The organism is Bacillus sp. 1021 (assembly GCF_014534735.1).
GTDB lineage: Bacteria > Bacillota > Bacilli > Bacillales > Bacillaceae > Bacillus > Bacillus siamensis.
In genome coordinates, this window is sequence record NZ_JACVSR010000001.1 from 604008 (window position 1) to 620972 (window position 16965).

A 16965-nucleotide genomic window follows, 5' to 3' on the forward strand; every position below is an offset into this window, starting at 1 on the left:
TGTGACAATATCTGAATAGAAGATTGTCTACATTTAACGTGCAGCATCGAAATGACAAACCATTCCAATTGAGAGGGGAGGAATACAAATTTATATTGCGTTTCCAAATAAGGAGGGATACGATTGAAGAAAAAAATGAGAAACAGATGGACAGGCTCCGTTTTAAGCGCGATTGTCGTCAGTTCACTGCTGTTTCCGGGTGCAGCCGCAGCGGAGACCACACCGGGAACAGTTTCTGCCACCAAAGATCTTTCTTCCTCTAAGAGCGTTCAGCATAAGATTTCCGATTCAGTCAAGAAGCGTTTTGAGAAAAATGATAAAGTCACATTTCTCATCAAATTTAAAGAGAAAGCCGATACGAAAAAAGCGGTTAAAGAAGCAGAGAAAAATGCCAAGTCCCAATCGCTTTCGGCAGCAAAAACAGAATATCAAAAGCGGTCAGCGGTCGTCTCTTCTTTAAAACTGGCGGCTCATGATGCCCAGCAGAATATAAAAACATATTTGGAAAAACAAAAAAAGAAAGGCAAGGCGGACCGCATCCATTCCTATTATATTGTCAACGGAATGGCAGTCACGGCTTCGAAAGAGGTAATGGAGAAAGTTGCCTCATTTCCTGAAGTAGAAAAAGTTCTCCCGAATGAAAAGCGACAGCTTACTCAATCAAAAGCTCCTTTTCAATTGAAGAAAAAACAAAAAGAGATCAAGGCAAAGGGAGGCGTTGAATGGAACATCAGCCAAATTGATGCGCCGAAGGCCTGGGCCTCTGGTTACGACGGCACCGGTACGGTTGTCGCCTCGATTGATACAGGGGTTCAGTGGGATCACCCGGCGCTTAAGGAAAAATACCGGGGGTACGATCCTGAAAATCCCGCAGCGCCGAACCATGAAATGAACTGGTATGATGCCGTGTCTAAAAAAGACGCGCCCTACGATGATCTTGAACACGGCACTCATGTAACAGGCACGATGACGGGTTCAGAACCTGACGGCTCAAATCAAATCGGTGTCGCTCCGGGCGCGAAATGGATCGCAGTAAAAGCATTTTCAGATGACGGAGGAACCGATGCCGATATTTTGGATGCCGGTGAGTGGGTGCTCGCGCCAAAAGATAAAAACGGCACTCCGCATCCCGAGATGGCGCCGGATGTTGTCAATAATTCCTGGGCAGGCGGTTCAGGAATGGACGAGTGGTACCGCGATATGGTGAATGCATGGAGAGCAGCCGAGATTTTTCCGGAATTCTCTGCGGGAAATGAAGATTTATTTACACCGGGAGGACCTGGTTCAATCGCAAATCCGGCCAATTATCCGGAAGCATTTGCGACAGGCGCGACTGACATCGACAAGAAACTTGCTGATTTCTCACTTCAAGGCCCCTCACCGTATCATGAAACTAAGCCGGATATTTCGGCTCCGGGAGTGAATATCCGTTCCTCTATTCCTGGGGGAACATATGAAGGCGGCTGGAACGGAACTTCAATGGCCGGGCCGCATGTGGCGGCGACGGCGGCTTTGTTAAGGCAGGCGAACGCTTCTATTACGGTTGATGAAATGGAAGACGTTTTGACGCGCACCGCTGAAAAGCTGACAGACTCCGTTTTTCCGGAATCACCGAATAACGGCTACGGCCACGGTTTAGTCAATGCTTTTGACGCCGTTTCTGCCGTAACAGACGGAATCGGAAGCGTAGAAGGCAAAGTATCTTCTGCGGGCGAAGATCACAATCCGCCCAGCTGGCATCATGAACCCGTCCAAGTAGCTTACAAAGGGGCAAATCTGCCGTTAACGGTTACAGCAGAAGACGATGTAAGCGTGACTGAGGTGTTACTTTCCTATCAATTTGATAAAGGAGAATGGAAAACGATCGCCGCCGTTCAAAAAAGCGGTGATGAAAAAAAGGGGCTCTACCAGGCAGAAATTCCACACGTAACGGGCAGCACGGTAAGTTATAAATGGACAATAAAAGATTTCGGGGGTCATTCTGCAGAATCTGATACGTACCGGGCTGACGTAAAACCGAGCATTACGGCGGGGTACAAAGAAGATTTTGAATCACAGCCGGCCGGCTGGTCCAGTTACGGGACACATGACCAATGGGAATGGGGGATTCCGAGTTCAGGCCCCGGCGCTGCATTTTCCGGAGATAAAGTGTATGCGACGAATCTGTCCGGACCGTATGCCGATTCGGCCAATATGAATTTAGTGATGCCTCCGATCCAGGTTCCAGATTCAGGACGGTTGTTTTTGCAATTTAAAAGCTGGCACAAGCTCGAAGAATTTTTTGATTACGGGTACGTGTTCGTTCTGCCGGAAGGAAAATCGAATTGGGAGCAGGCAGCTGTTTACAATGGTGACTCCGCAGGATGGAATGATGAAGAAGCAGACTTATCCGCGTATAAAGGCCAAAATATAAAGCTTATGTTTAATATGCAGTCAGACGAAGTACTCAATGAAGACGGATGGTATATTGATGACGTCCGGCTTTCAAGCAGCCCTCTCGGCAAGGCGGCCAAAAAAAGTAAACACAATAGACAAACACCGCCCGGACATCTGAAGAAAAAAGCCGTCAGTCCGAAACTGGCCAAACCGGCGGTGAAATCATCCGGAAAACCGGTGAAACGTGAAACGAATCTCCTGCCGCTCAGAGCGCAAATCAGTGTCGCCGAGACGGGGAAATCCGTGTATTCCGACCCCGCAACCGGAAGCTACAGCCTGTCTCATAAAGCGGGAAACTATACGCTGAAAGCCGAGGCATACGGATTTAAACCCGCTGCAAAACAAGTTTCTGTTCAAGCAGACAAAACCGCACAGGCAGACTTTACACTGGAACAAATGCCGTCCGGCACGCTAAAAGGAACCATCACCAATCAGTCGACAGGCGAACCGGTGGAAGGGGCCGCGCTTTATGTAGTGGAGGACGCTGCAATTGAGCCTGCGGTGACAAATGACAAGGGTGAATATTCGCTTCGGGCGTACGAAGGCTCATACACCATTAAAGTAGCCGCAAAAGGCTTTTACAACAGCGAATTTTCTGTTGACATCAAAGGGGATGCTGAAAAAAACGCCAAGCTTAAGCCGTATATCGGCTATGAAGGGGAAATTGCTTATGATAACGGGACTGAAGAAGCCGGACTGTCCTATTTTAAGGCAGGCAGCAAATCTGCCGTTAAGATGACGCTTAAAGACGGAAAAGAACACGGTATGCTGACAGGAGGCCTCTTTAAATTTTGGGGCGCGGACTGGCCTGATCCGGGCGGTACCGAATTTCAAGCAGAAGTATATGATGCATCCGGCCCTGACGGGAGCCCGGGCAGCAAAATTGCCGGCCCGTTCCAAGCTGAAGCGCTTCGAAACGGAAAATGGACCAAAGTGGATCTCAGCTCAAAAGGAATCGAGGTCGGAAAGGATTTTTATCTTGTGCTCCGCCAGACGAAACCCGATCCTTATTCACCTGCCCTGTCATCTGACGACGGCAGTCCATATTCGAACAGAAACTGGCAATACCTCGACGGCAGCTGGTCAAAAGCCGATAAATCAGACGGAAACTTTATGATCAGGGCTTTAGTCGACTACGAAGCTTCCGTGCCTGACATCACGTCGCCTGTTGACCGGTCATTTACAAACAAGAAGTCAATCACGGTGCAAGGAACGGCTTCGCCAAGAACCGCAGTCCGCCTGACCAATAACGGTAAAACCGCCGCTGAAACGAAAGCAGATGCAGACGGCCATTTCCAGGCTGATGTCACACTGCGTAAAGATGCCAATCGGCTGACGGCGGCATCTGTGACGGACAAGGGATCAACCGATGAGTCACGCCCTGTCACGGTCATACTCGATCAGGATAAGCCGGATGTGACGATTGACAGTCCGGCAAACGGAGATAAAACAAATAAAGAAGCGGTGACTGTAAAAGGAAAAGCTTACGACGCCCATTTAAAATGGGTGAAGGTGAACGGCAAAAAGGCCGAGGTGAGTGACGGCTCTTATCAAGCAAGAATCCTTTTGGAAAACGGCAGCAACGAAATCAAAGTCACGGCCTCAGACGAAGCGGGTAACAAAACAACGAAAAAGACGGTGATTGATGTCAATTATCACGCTCCCGTCATCTCCGGATTGGTTCCCGGAGCGGATAAAAAATTAAAAGCCGGAGAATCAGTGAAAATCGCTTTTTCAAGCGGGAAGAAATTAGACGCCTCATTCGTGATCCGTATGCCTCTGACAAACGCCCGGGCAGGGACCCAAAACGCGACGGAGCTTCCGCTGAGAGAAATTTCTCCGGGACGATATGAGGGTTACTGGACGGCGACTTCTTCCATCAAAGCAAGCGGAGCAAAAATTGACGTTATTGCAAGAGATGATTATGGAAATGAAACGAGACAGACAGCAAAAGGAAAACTTTATATCAATGAGTAAAACAGAGCGCTGCCGGGACACGGCAGCGCTTTTTTGGCTGAGACGGTCAATAGGAAATCAATCTCTTCGACCCTCGACAAATAAAACGGTTATCCCTTAAAAATTGTACTTTCCCCTCAACATTAATTGACAGACTTTCCCACAGAGCTTGCTTTATACTTATGAAACAAGAGAGAGAAACAGATATGTAAGACAAAAGAGGAAAGGGGTCAGATGTGAAAATCTATCTGGATGTCATTTGGCTGTTGAACTTTTGTTTTGATTCTCTTTTGCTTTTATTAACCGCCTTTATTTTAAAACGCCAGGTGAAAAAAAGAAGAGTGGCCGCCGGCGGTTTCATCGGATCAGCCATTGTGCTTCTGATGTTTACGCCTGTTTCTCCCTTTGTAGAGCATCCGGCGGGAAAAATGGCATTTTCAGTTGTCATCGTGCTTACGGCTTTTGGCTTTAAACGGTTTCGGTACTTTTTTCAAAATTTGTTCGCCTTTTATTTCGCGACCTTTCTCGTCGGCGGGGGAATGATCGGCGTACATTCCCTGCTGCAGACAGAATCAATTGTAAAACACGGCGCCATGGTTACGAGCCAGACCGGCTTCGGCGATCCGATCAGCTGGATATTTGTTGTCATCGGATTTCCGGCCGTATGGTTTTTTTCGAAAAAGAGAATCGAAGACATCGAGACGAAGTCCATTCAGTACGATGAACTTGTCATGGTTCAGGCAGAATTCAGCGGACAGACAATCCGCGCAAAAGGCCTGGTGGATTCCGGGAATCAGCTGTATGACCCGCTGACAAAAACGCCGGTCATGATCCTTCACATTGACAAATTCGCTCCGATTCTCAGCGAAAAGGAAACGGACATCATCAAATCTGCCAGTCCGCTTGAAGTGATAGAGCAGCTTGATGATTCATTCCGCCATGCGGATAAGCTGAGGCTGATTCCATACAGGGGCGTCGGCCAGGACAATCAATTTTTACTCTGTTTAAAGCCGGATTACGTCACGATTATAACGAAAGACGAGATGATTGCATGTGAAAAATGCCTGATCGGCATCAGCGCGAAACAATTATCAGCGGACGGTGAATTTGACGGAATCGTTCACCCGAAGATGCTGACCGGGAAGGCTGTGAAGCATGTATCCTGACGAAAAGTCTGTTATTCATCATACTCAAAACGCATTGTATTTAGAAGGGGGAGGAAGATGAAAAAACTTAAGCTGCGTCTGACATATTTGTGGTATAAATGGCTGATGAAACTCGGACTGAAAAGTGATGAAGTATATTACATAGGAGGAAGCGAAGCGCTGCCGCCGCCTTTGTCTAAAGAAGAGGAGCAGGTGCTCTTATTAAAGCTGCCGAGCGGGGATCAGGCGGCGCGGGCCATCCTGATTGAGAGAAACTTACGCCTTGTCGTTTACATTGCCCGCAAATTCGAAAACACCGGCATCAATATCGAGGACTTAATCAGCATCGGCACAATCGGTTTGATCAAAGCGGTAAACACGTTTAATCCGGAAAAGAAAATCAAACTCGCAACCTACGCGTCGCGATGTATTGAAAACGAAATTTTGATGTACTTGCGCCGAAACAATAAAATCCGTTCAGAGGTGTCCTTTGATGAACCGCTGAACATTGATTGGGACGGAAACGAACTGCTGCTTTCGGATGTGCTCGGCACAGATGATGATATTATTACAAAAGACATTGAAGCCAATGTGGATAAAAAACTTTTGAAAAAAGCGCTTGAGCAATTAAATGATAGAGAAAAGCAGATCATGGAACTGCGATTCGGGCTTGTCGGTGAAGAAGAAAAAACACAAAAAGATGTAGCCGATATGATGGGGATTTCACAATCTTATATCTCCCGGCTCGAAAAGCGGATTATTAAAAGACTGAGAAAAGAGTTTAACAAAATGGTGTAAAATTTTTCCATCTGACGGTCCTTACTGCTGCAAGGATTGCCGGCGCCGGATGTTTATTTCTGTAAAATAGCGGTGCATATTTTTCCCACCCGAGGAGATACTTAACGTTGTACAGCAGCTCCTAGTGGGAGGGAAAAACGTGTCAAGAAATAAAGTCGAAATTTGCGGGGTGGATACCTCCAAATTACCGGTGCTCAAGAATGAAGAGATGAGAAAGCTGTTTAAGCAATTGCAGGATGAGGGCGATGATTCAGCGAGGGAAAAGCTTGTAAACGGCAATCTGCGCCTTGTCTTAAGCGTCATTCAGAGGTTTAACAACAGAGGAGAGTATGTTGATGACTTATTTCAGGTCGGCTGCATCGGACTAATGAAATCCATTGATAATTTTGACCTAAGCCATAATGTTAAGTTTTCAACATACGCTGTACCGATGATTATCGGAGAAATCCGCAGATATTTGCGGGATAACAATCCGATCCGCGTCTCGAGGTCGCTTCGCGATATCGCATATAAAGCGCTTCAAGTAAGGGAGCGGTTAATCAGTGAGACAAGCAGGGAGCCGACAGCAGAGGAAATCGCCAAAGTTCTTGAAGTGCCCCATGAAGAAATTGTGTTTGCCCTTGACGCCATCCAAGATCCGGTATCACTGTTTGAGCCGATTTATAATGACGGCGGCGATCCGATTTACGTGATGGACCAGATTAGCGATGAGCGCAATAAGGATACACAATGGATTGAGGAGCTCGCTCTGAAAGAAGGCATGAGAAGACTGAACGAACGGGAAAAAATGATTTTGCGAAAGCGCTTTTTCCAGGGGAAAACCCAAATGGAAGTCGCAGAAGAAATCGGCATATCCCAAGCTCAGGTCTCAAGGCTTGAAAAGGCAGCCATTAAACAAATGAATAAGAATATCCATCAATAACGGAGAAAGCCTTTAAACATTGTTTTAAAGGCTTTTTTCGTGCGCCGGTTTACGTTTGTGAAAAAGTGATGTATTCTAATGTGTAAAAGTTTTAAGAAAATTGAAACAATAAATAAACGGGGGAACTGCAATGATTTTACAACTGGACAATGTCTCATTAAAAAGAAACGGCCAATGGATTTTGAAAGATATCAACTGGCGCGTTGAGAAAAACGAAAATTGGGTGCTGTTCGGACTGAACGGAGCCGGAAAAACAGCCTTGCTGAATATGTTATGTTCTTATTACTTTCCCACTTCAGGAGAGATGCAGGTGCTCGGTCATCAATTCGGCAAAACAGAGCTCGGTGACAGGCTCAGAAAAAAAATCGGTCTTGTTTCAGCGGGTCTGCAGCACAAATTATATGCCGCGGATTCCGCTTTTGAAATCGCCCTCAGCGGCGCGTACGCTTCAATCGGGCTTTATGAAACACCGAGTGAACAAGTGAGGGAAAAAGCGATCGGTCTTCTGAAAGATTTAGGCGCCATTAGTTTCGCGGACAGACGGTATGAAACGTTGTCTCAGGGGGAAAGGCAAAGAGCGCTGATTGTGCGGGCGCTTATGGCTGATCCGGAACTGCTGATTTTGGATGAGCCCGTGACGGGTCTCGATTTTATGGCAAGAGAGCAGCTGCTGGACACGATAACGTCGATCGCTGAAAAAGAAAATGCGCCGTCCATCCTTTATGTCACTCATCATGCTGAAGAAATTCTGCCGGTATTTGATCAGGCGCTGCTTTTAAAACAAGGCGAGGTGTTCGCTGCCGGGAAAATCAAGGACATGCTTTCTGACGAGCGGCTTACAGCGTTTTTCGATATGCCTGTCAATGTCTTATGGAACAACGGCCGTCCATTTTTAACGCGTGCAAAAGCGGCATCATCCGTCAAATAAAATCAATTCACCCTGGGGGTGCTGCTGACATGCAGCTGAGAGAGACGTTGGTCTCAACCCTTAACGGACCTGATCCGGATCATGCCGGCGGAGGGAAGCGGTGAAAAAAGCGGAGGAAAATCCGTTTTTACCCGTTTCATTTGATGAAACGGGTTTTTTTAATACAGCAAAAGGAGAGATGTTCAATGAACCAGCTTGACATGCTGCTGCAGCAGGCGGATAAACGGCGGGACGATTTAATACATATTGCTGAAAGGTTGATTGCCTTTCCGACACCGGCTCCGCCTGCAAGAAATACAGCAGAAGCTCAGAAGTGGGTGGCCGGATTTTTAAAAGAAATGGGCTGCTCGGTTGATATGTGGGATGTGTACCCGGAAGACCCGAACGTAGTCGGTGTTTTTAAAGGGACAGATTCAAGCGGGCATCAAAGCCTGATTTTAAACGGACACATTGACGTAGCCGAAGTCAGGGATGAAGACTGGGACTCTGACCCGTTTCAGCCGCTCGTTAAAGCCGGCATGCTGATCGGAAGAGGCGCCGCTGATATGAAAGGCGGATTGGCGTGTGTTCTATTTTCTCTGAAGCTGATACATGATGCAGGCATTGAGCTTGCGGGCGACCTCATTGTACAATCTGTGATCGGAGAAGAAGTCGGCGAGGCGGGAACGCTGGAATGCTGCAAACGCGGCTATCACGCGGATTTTGCGGTTGTCGCGGATACGAGCAGCCTGCATATTCAAGGGCAGGGCGGAGTCATCACCGGCTGGATAGAATTGAAAAGCAAACAAACATTTCATGACGGCATGAGGCGCAATATGATTCATGCGGGCGGAGGCACATTCGGAGCGAGCGCAATCGAAAAAATGGCGAAAATTATCACTGCCTTGGGAGAGCTGGAACGCCACTGGGCGGTAACGAAAAGCTATCCCGGCTTTGCGCCAGGCACCAATACGATCAACCCCGCCGTTATTGAAGGGGGAAGGCACGCAGCGTTTGTCGCCGATGAATGCCGATTATGGATTACCGTCCACTTTTACCCGAACGAAACGCACGAACAAGCTGCTGCAGAAATCGAAGACTATATCAATCGTGTCTCTGACGGTGATCTGTGGCTCAGGGAAAACAGGCCGGTGTTCAAATGGGGCGGATCTTCCATGATTGAAGACAGAGGAGAGGTGTTCCCGGCGCTGGAAATCGACCCGGACCATCCGGCCGTTTCTGTTCTGGCGGAATCGCACTCAGCCGTCAAACAACAGGAGCCCGTCATTGATGTTTCCCAAACCGTAACAGACGGAGGATGGCTTTATCATGCCGGGATTCCGAGCGTCATATACGGACCCGGCGATTTAAAAAACGCCCATTCCGTAAACGAGGAAGTGTCCGTCGATGAACTGATGGACTATACGAAAATCATGCTGAGATTTATCCTCACCTGGTGCAGCCGCAAAAAAGATTGCCCGATGTGACAAGGTTCAGCCCGGCCGCTCATATAATAGGAAAAAGAACGGGCAAAGGGCGTGATACAAATGATCAGCATATCTGAATTTCAAATAAAAGATGTAGTCAACGTGTCGAACGGAAAAAAACTCGGAAGCATCGGTGATATTGATATTAACGTGACAACGGGAAAAATTCAGGCGATTATTTTAGGCGGCAGCGGAAAAGTTCTCGGTTTTTTCGGAAAAGAAGAGGAAATGATCATTCCTTGGCGAAATATAGTTAAAATTGGGGAAGATGTCATCTTAGTGCGTGTAAACGAACCAAAGGGGGGAGCATAATCCTCCCTTTACTTGTAAAAAGCCGGAAATCTCAATGTTTCCGGCACATTTATTTATCTCATTTTTCAATCAGCCGCTAAACGTATGCTTAAAATTGTGTTAAAATGAGTGGGAAATTCGCTTTTTAATGTTTGTCGAAAGGTTGGATCTTCATGAATACATATCACCCGTTTAGTTTTACCACCCCCTCGGCACTCATGATAGAAGACTGGAACCGTGTGAATCAGCATAACACAAAGGTCATCGCCGGATTCACAACGAAAAACGGCGGTGTCAGCAATCCTCCGTATGAGTCATTAAATACCGGATTGCACGTCCGGGACGAAGCTCATGATGTTGTGAAAAACCGTGAAATCATAGCGTCCTTATGCGGTACTGATCTGGATTCCTGGGTATTCGCCGATCAGACACATGAAAACCGCGTCCGATGCGTGACAGCGGGAGATAAAGGAAAAGGGGCGAGAGACTATTCCTCCGCATTCCGCGGGACGGACGGGCTCTATACGAAAGATACAAATCTTTTTTTGGCCCTGTGTTTTGCAGACTGTGTGCCTTTGTATTTTTATGACCCGGTGAAATCAATGATCGGCGCTGCCCATGCCGGATGGAATGGGACGGTCAGACAAATCGGGCGCATCATGACGGAACGCTGGGTAACCGAAGAAGGCTCCCGCTTAACAGATATTCAGGCCGTCATCGGTCCGTCCATCAGCGCGGACAGCTATACCGTCGACGACCGCGTCATCAATGAAGTCCGGGCGCTGCCGTTTTCCGCAGAATCCGCCATACGCGAAACGGAAAAAGGCCGGTATCAGCTTGATTTAAAAGAGGTCAACCGCCTTCTTCTGATACATTGCGGCATTCCGGAAGAAAACATTTCAGTCAGCGGTTTATGCACCGAACAAGAGCGTGAACTATTCTTTTCACATCGCCGCGACAAAGGAAAAACGGGACGCATGATGTCCTTTATCGGAATGAAGGAGGCATAAGTTATCTTGCGTGTTGCTGATCAATTACGACATATAAACGAAAGAATAAACGAAGCATGTAACAGATCGGGCCGAAGCCCCGAAGATGTAACCGTCATCGCGGTTACAAAATACGTATCAGCCGAAAGGGCTCAAGAGGCCGTGGATGCCGGTATTACAAGTCTGGGAGAAAACCGGGATGCCGAGCTTATCCGTAAGCAGGATGTCATCAAAGGCAGCCCCGTGTGGCACTTTATCGGCAGTCTTCAGTCCAGAAAGGTGAAGGCCGTCGCTGACCGTGTATCTTATATACATTCCTTAGACAGACTGTCATTGGCTAAAGAAATTGAAAAACGGGCGCAGCATGCGGTTCGCTGTTTTGTGCAGGTGAATACTTCGCTTGAGCCGTCTAAGCACGGTTTGAAAACAGAGGAGGTCATCCCCTTTATCAGAGAGCTTTCTGAGTTTAGAAACATTTCTGTAGAGGGCCTGATGACGATGGCTCCCCTGACAGACGATACAGAAACGATCAGAGCCTGTTTCCGGCAATTGCGTGATTTGAGGGACCAGGTGCAGGAGCTGAACCAGACAAACGCACCATGCCGTGAACTGTCAATGGGCATGTCAAATGATTATGAAATCGCTGTTGAAGAGGGCGCTACTTTTATCAGAATCGGCTCTTCATTAGTCGGAAATGAAACGGGGGGTGTAAACAAATGAGCATGAAAAATAAACTGAAAAACTTTTTCTCGATGGATGAGGAGGAGTACGAATACGAATACATTGAAACGGAGCAGGATCGTCCGGAAGAGCATGAACAGCAGAAAGATAAACAGACTGCCTACGCTCAGAAGCCTGCGGGCAAACAGAACGTAGTAAGCTTGCAAAGTGTTCAGAAATCCTCTAAAGTGGTGTTGAGTGAACCGCGTGTATATGCGGAAGCGCAGGAAATCGCCGATCATTTAAAGAACAGGCGGGCGGTTGTCGTCAATCTTCAGCGCATCCAGCATGATCAGGCGAAAAGAATCGTCGACTTTTTAAGCGGAACCGTCTATGCCATCGGCGGCGACATTCAAAGAATCGGTTCGGATATTTTTCTGTGCACGCCTGATAATGTCGATGTTTCCGGCACGATTTCGGAGCTTATAAATGAAGACGAACATCAGAGGTGGTAAAGCAGGATGATTCTTTATCAAATTTTTTCCGTTCTGAGTTATTTAATTTACATCTACTCGTTTGCCCTGATTATCTACATCTTTATGTCATGGGTGCCGAGTACGAGAGAAACGGCGGTCGGACGGTTTCTCGCATCGATTTGCGAACCGTATTTAGAGCCGTTCAGAAGGATCATTCCGCCCATTGCCATGCTGGATATATCCCCGATTGTAGCGATTATCGTGCTTCGGTTTGCCACGACGGGACTTTGGGGCCTATACCGCATGATCGCAATGTATACTTGAATGCGACAGTTTGATACGGGCTTGGCACCAGCCAAGCCTCTTTACATAGAAAGGAAAGAACATGAGCGATATTTACCAGCACTTCAGACACGACGAGCGCCCTTTTATCGACCAGGCGCTTGAATGGAAAGAGATTGTCCTGGACCAATATCGGATGAAGCTGACCGATTTCTTAGATCCGCGGGAACAGGTGATTGTAAAAGCCGTCATCGGCGATGCGTGCGGTCTTGCCTTTTTCGGGGGATATGACAGAGCTGAGCGCAAACGCGCGATTTTATATCCTGAATATATGGAACCTGAACAAGATGATTTTGAGCTTCAGGCCTTTGATGTTCAATACGCTGAAAAATTCGTCAACATCGATCACCGCTCTCTTCTCGGATCATTAATGGGGATCGGCTTAAAGCGGCAGAAATACGGCGATCTGATTTTCTCAGAGGAGGCCGTGCAGCTTATCGTTTCCGGTGAAATCGCCGATTTTGTCGGCACTCAGCTGACCAAAGCGGGCAAAGCGCCGGTAAAGCTTGAGAAAATCGAGCTTTCAGCCCTTCACATTCCCGCTTCAGATGTCGAAATAAGGGATGACACGGTTTCTTCATTGCGCCTCGACGCTGTCTGCGCTTCGATGAGCAGGCAATCCCGGCAGAAAGCGCAGACCCTTGTGAAAAACGGGCTCGTTAAGGTGAATTGGAAAGCCGTTGAGGATCCGTCCTATCAGGTTGCTGAAGGGGACATGCTCTCGATTCGGGGCTTCGGACGATGCAGTTTGACAAAAGTAGACGGAAAAACGAAAAAAGACAAATGGAAAGTCACATTCGAACGGCAAAAATGAGTCGTTTTTTCAGATTTTTTCTCCATCTATGGCCGTATTTGTTTTATAATGTGAACTAGATAACCGTACTGAAATGTAAAATGGAGGTGGCAATATGCCATTAACGCCGAATGATATCCATAACAAAACGTTTACAAAAGGTTTTCGCGGATATGATGAAGATGAAGTAAATGAATTTTTAATGCAGGTCAGAAAAGATTACGAAATCGCACTCCGTAAAAAAACGGAGCTTGAGGCGAAAGTGAACGAGCTGGATGAAAAAATCGGCCACTTTGCCAATATTGAAGAAACGCTGAATAAGTCAATTCTCGTAGCTCAAGAAGCGGCAGAAGACGTAAAGCGCAATTCGCAGAAAGAGGCGAAGCTGATCGTCCGTGAAGCAGAAAAAAATGCTGATCGAATCATCAATGAGTCGCTTTCCAAATCAAGAAAAATCGCAATGGAAATTGAAGAGCTGAAAAAACAGTCTAAAGTGTTCAGAACGCGTTTCCAAATGCTGATTGAGGCGCAGCTCGACCTGCTGAAAAACGATGATTGGGATCATCTGTTAGAATACGAAGTCGACGCGGTATTTGAGGAAAAAGAATAATTTTCAGATTTTCTTGACATTCTCCGGCCCGTTCGAATATAATACGTTCATAAATTCAGATGAAAAGACGATGAAAGGGACCGGCATGACTCAAAGCAGGCCATAAAGCGAACCGGGGAAGGTGAAAGCCCGGGATGGCCGGAATCATGCAGATCAGCCCTTTAGTTTCCTTTCTGAACCGAGAGTAGGAAAGGACGTTCCATCACGTTACGATGTTCGAGAGGAAAAGACGGATGATCGTTTTTTCTAAAAGGGTGGTACCGCGAGATAAGCTTTCTCGTCCCTTATGGGATGAGAGGGCTTTTTTTATTTTCTGAAAAATGTTGTGGAGGAATGAAAATGGATTACAAAGATACGCTGTTAATGCCGAAAACAGATTTTCCGATGCGCGGAAATCTGCCGAACCGTGAGCCTGACATGCAGAAAGAATGGGAGGAGCAGGATATTTACCGTCTTGTTCAAGAACGGACGAAAGACCGCCCGAAATTCGTACTGCATGACGGACCTCCTTATGCAAACGGAGACATCCACATGGGTCATGCCCTGAATAAAATCCTGAAAGATTTTATCGTCCGCTATAAATCAATGAGCGGCTACAACGCACCGTATGTTCCGGGATGGGACACGCACGGTCTGCCGATTGAAACGGCACTGACAAAAAACAAAAAAGTGAACCGGAAAGAAATGTCTGTAGCCGATTTCCGCAAGCTTTGCGAAGAATATGCATGGCAGCAGATTGAAAGACAGCGCGAACAATTCAAGCGTCTCGGCGTCAGAGGCGATTGGGAAAACCCTTATGTTACGCTTCAGCCTGAATTTGAAGCGCAGCAGATCCGCGTTTTCGGCGAGATGGCGAAAAGAGGCTATATTTATAAAGGCCTGAAGCCTGTCAACTGGTCGCCTTCAAGTGAATCTGCCTTAGCAGAAGCGGAAATTGAATATCAGGACAAACGTTCGGCATCCATTTATGTTGCATTTAAGGTGAAAGACGGTAAAGGTGTTCTCGAGAACGGAGAAAGCTTTATTATCTGGACGACGACGCCGTGGACAATGCCTGCCAACCTCGGAATTTCCGTTCATCCTGATCTTGAATACAATGTCATCAAGGTTGGAGACAAGCGTTATGTAGTAGCGGCTGAATTAATCCAAAGCGTAGCGGAGGCATGCGGCTTTGAAAATCCTGAAGTTGTCGCATCGTATAAAGGCAGAGAGTTAGAATATATCACTGCAGAACATCCGCTGTACGGCAGAGATTCACTCGTCATGCTCGGTGACCATGTTACAACCGATGCCGGAACAGGCTGTGTTCATACGGCTCCGGGCCACGGGGAAGATGACTTTATCGTCGGCCAAAAGTACGGCTTAGAAGTACTTTGCCCTGTCGATGAAAAAGGCAACATGACCGACGAAGCGCCGGGCTTTGAAGGAATGTTTTACGATAAAGCCAATAAACCGATCACGGAGAAGCTTGAAGAAAACGGCGCGCTCTTAAAGCTCGAGTTTATTACACACTCTTATCCGCATGACTGGAGAACAAAAAAACCGACTATCTTCAGAGCGACAGCGCAATGGTTTGCGTCAATTAAAGATTTCAGACCGGAGCTGCTTGATGCCATCAAACAAACGAAGTGGGTGCCGGAGTGGGGCGAACAGCGCCTTTACAACATGGTGCGCGACCGCGGCGACTGGTGTATTTCAAGACAGCGTGTCTGGGGCGTTCCGATCCCGGTATTTTATGCTGAAAACGGTGAGCCGATCATCACCGACGAAACGATTGAACACGTTTCTGAGCTGTTCAAACAGCACGGCTCAAACGTCTGGTTTGAAAGAGAGGCAAAAGACCTTCTGCCGGAAGGATTTACACATCCGGGCAGTCCGAACGGAATCTTCACGAAAGAGCAAGACATTATGGATGTATGGTTTGATTCAGGTTCTTCTCATCAGGCCGTTCTTGAGGAACGTGATGATCTCGTCCGCCCGGCTGATTTATACCTTGAAGGCTCTGACCAATACCGCGGCTGGTTTAACTCATCTCTTTCAACTGCCGTTGCAGTCACCGGCAAAGCGCCGTATAAAGGCGTATTAAGCCACGGATTTACACTTGATGCAAACGGCCGTAAAATGAGTAAATCACTCGGCAATACGATTGAGCCGACAAAAATCGCAAAACAGCTTGGAGCTGAAATTCTGCGTTTATGGGTTTCTTCCGTAAACTATCAGGCCGATCACCCGGTTTCTGAAGATATTCTGAAGCAGGTCGCGGAAGTATACCGGAAAGTCCGCAACACGTTCCGTTTCCTTCACGGCAACCTGTTCGATTTCGATCCAAGCGTCAATGCCGTTGATGTAAAAGATCTTCGTGAAGTGGATCAATATATGCTGATCAAGCTGAATAAGCTGATCGATAAAGTGAAAAAAGCGTACGATGAATACGAATTTGCGGTTGTTTATCACAGCATTCATAATTTCTGTACGATCGAGCTCAGCTCTTTCTATCTTGATTTCGCAAAAGATGTCGTGTACATCGAGCATGCGGATCATCCGGACCGCCGCAGCATGCAGACCGTCTTTTATGAAACGCTGCTGGCGTTAGTGAAGCTGACTGCGCCGATTCTCCCTCATACGGCGGATGAAATGTGGTCTCACTTATCATTTGTTGAAGAGGCGAGCGTGCAGCTGACAGATATGCCGGAAACCATCTCTGTTCCGGACAGTCAAGCGACAGAAGAAAAATTCGACCGCTTCATGGAGCTTCGCAATGACGTGCTGAAAGCTTTGGAAATGGCCCGTAACGAAAAAATTATCGGGAGATCATTGGAAGCGAGCCTGACTTTGTATCCGAACAAAGAAAACCGCGACCTCTTGTCATCCATTAAAGAAAACATCGCACAGCTGTTTATCGTCTCGGAACTGACAGTAAAAGACGAAAGCGAAGCGCCGGAAAACGCGCAAAGCTTCACAACAGGAAAAATGACCGTAGAAAAAGCGGAAGGTCAGATGTGTGAGCGGTCCCGCGTGATTTCTAAAGATGTCGGCGCTAATCCGAAGTATCCGACATTATCACTGCGCAATGCGGAAATCGTTGAAAAATATTATCAAAATTAATGAATGAGAAAGCGCCCGGCTGACAGCCGGGCGTTTTTTACATGCCAC

14 protein-coding genes, 1 riboswitch and 1 other annotated feature are annotated in these 16965 nt (G+C 47.2%); all 14 genes read left to right on the forward strand.

The features are described 5' to 3' along the window. The first annotated feature begins 123 nt into the window (after positions 1-123). The 14 genes from ICW23_RS03290 to ileS all read left to right on the forward strand — a co-directional run bounded on the left by ICW23_RS03290 (position 124) and on the right by ileS (position 16917). On the forward strand, positions 124-4413 hold the full coding sequence (locus ICW23_RS03290; RefSeq protein ID WP_016936202.1) for a S8 family peptidase: 4290 nt from the start codon (positions 124-126) through the stop codon (positions 4411-4413). Positions 4414-4628: 215 nt separating this feature from the next. Further along, positions 4629-5558, forward strand: coding sequence for a sigma-E processing peptidase SpoIIGA (gene spoIIGA / locus ICW23_RS03295; RefSeq protein WP_016936201.1), 930 nt, complete (start codon positions 4629-4631; stop codon positions 5556-5558). Positions 5559-5615: 57 nt separating this feature from the next. Further along, positions 5616-6335 (forward strand): RNA polymerase sporulation sigma factor SigE, encoded by a 720-nt coding sequence (sigE, locus tag ICW23_RS03300; RefSeq protein ID WP_016936200.1) that lies wholly within the window; start codon positions 5616-5618, stop codon positions 6333-6335. Between the two features lie 139 nt (positions 6336-6474). Further along, positions 6475-7257 carry an RNA polymerase sporulation sigma factor SigG gene (gene sigG / locus ICW23_RS03305; RefSeq protein ID WP_013352181.1) on the forward strand — a complete coding sequence of 261 codons (783 nt, stop codon included), beginning with the start codon at positions 6475-6477 and terminating at the stop codon, positions 7255-7257. A 130-nt stretch (positions 7258-7387) separates the two neighbouring features. Next, on the forward strand, positions 7388-8185 hold the full coding sequence (locus ICW23_RS03310; protein ID WP_016936199.1) for an ABC transporter ATP-binding protein: 798 nt from the start codon (positions 7388-7390) through the stop codon (positions 8183-8185). A 4-nt stretch (positions 8186-8189) separates the two neighbouring features. Next, positions 8190-8298, forward strand: a riboswitch (TPP riboswitch). A 72-nt stretch (positions 8299-8370) separates the two neighbouring features. Next, a complete protein-coding gene (locus ICW23_RS03315; RefSeq protein WP_016936197.1) occupies positions 8371-9651 on the forward strand; it encodes an acetylornithine deacetylase in 1281 nt (426 codons plus the stop codon). Between the two features lie 60 nt (positions 9652-9711). Beyond that, entirely contained in the window at positions 9712-9963 is a 252-nt protein-coding gene (locus ICW23_RS03320; protein ID WP_003154415.1) for a YlmC/YmxH family sporulation protein, read from the forward strand. Positions 9964-10115: 152 nt separating this feature from the next. Further along, the gene (gene pgeF, locus ICW23_RS03325) at positions 10116-10952 is read left to right on the forward strand and encodes a peptidoglycan editing factor PgeF (protein WP_029575208.1); all 837 of its coding nucleotides are present in this window, start codon (positions 10116-10118) and stop codon (positions 10950-10952) included. A 6-nt stretch (positions 10953-10958) separates the two neighbouring features. Further along, positions 10959-11651: a YggS family pyridoxal phosphate-dependent enzyme gene (locus tag ICW23_RS03330; protein ID WP_016936195.1), complete on the forward strand. Its 693-nt coding sequence runs from the start codon at positions 10959-10961 to the stop codon at positions 11649-11651. Next, on the forward strand, positions 11648-12106 hold the full coding sequence (gene sepF, locus ICW23_RS03335) for a cell division protein SepF (RefSeq protein ID WP_016936194.1): 459 nt from the start codon (positions 11648-11650) through the stop codon (positions 12104-12106). The genes ICW23_RS03330 and sepF overlap by 4 nt, the downstream gene beginning before the upstream one ends. Positions 12107-12112: 6 nt before the next feature. Then, positions 12113-12391: a YggT family protein gene (locus tag ICW23_RS03340; protein ID WP_016936193.1), complete on the forward strand. Its 279-nt coding sequence runs from the start codon at positions 12113-12115 to the stop codon at positions 12389-12391. 61 nt (positions 12392-12452) lie between these two features. Continuing rightward, positions 12453-13223 carry a YlmH family RNA-binding protein gene (locus ICW23_RS03345; RefSeq protein WP_016936192.1) on the forward strand — a complete coding sequence of 257 codons (771 nt, stop codon included), beginning with the start codon at positions 12453-12455 and terminating at the stop codon, positions 13221-13223. 94 nt (positions 13224-13317) lie between these two features. Further along, positions 13318-13812 carry a septum site-determining protein DivIVA gene (gene divIVA / locus ICW23_RS03350; RefSeq protein ID WP_003154406.1) on the forward strand — a complete coding sequence of 165 codons (495 nt, stop codon included), beginning with the start codon at positions 13318-13320 and terminating at the stop codon, positions 13810-13812. Positions 13813-13873: 61 nt separating this feature from the next. After that, positions 13874-14100, forward strand: a binding site (T-box leader). 51 nt (positions 14101-14151) lie between these two features. Beyond that, positions 14152-16917 (forward strand): isoleucine--tRNA ligase, encoded by a 2766-nt coding sequence (gene ileS / locus ICW23_RS03355; RefSeq protein WP_188154031.1) that lies wholly within the window; start codon positions 14152-14154, stop codon positions 16915-16917. Positions 16918-16965: the final 48 nt, after the last annotated feature.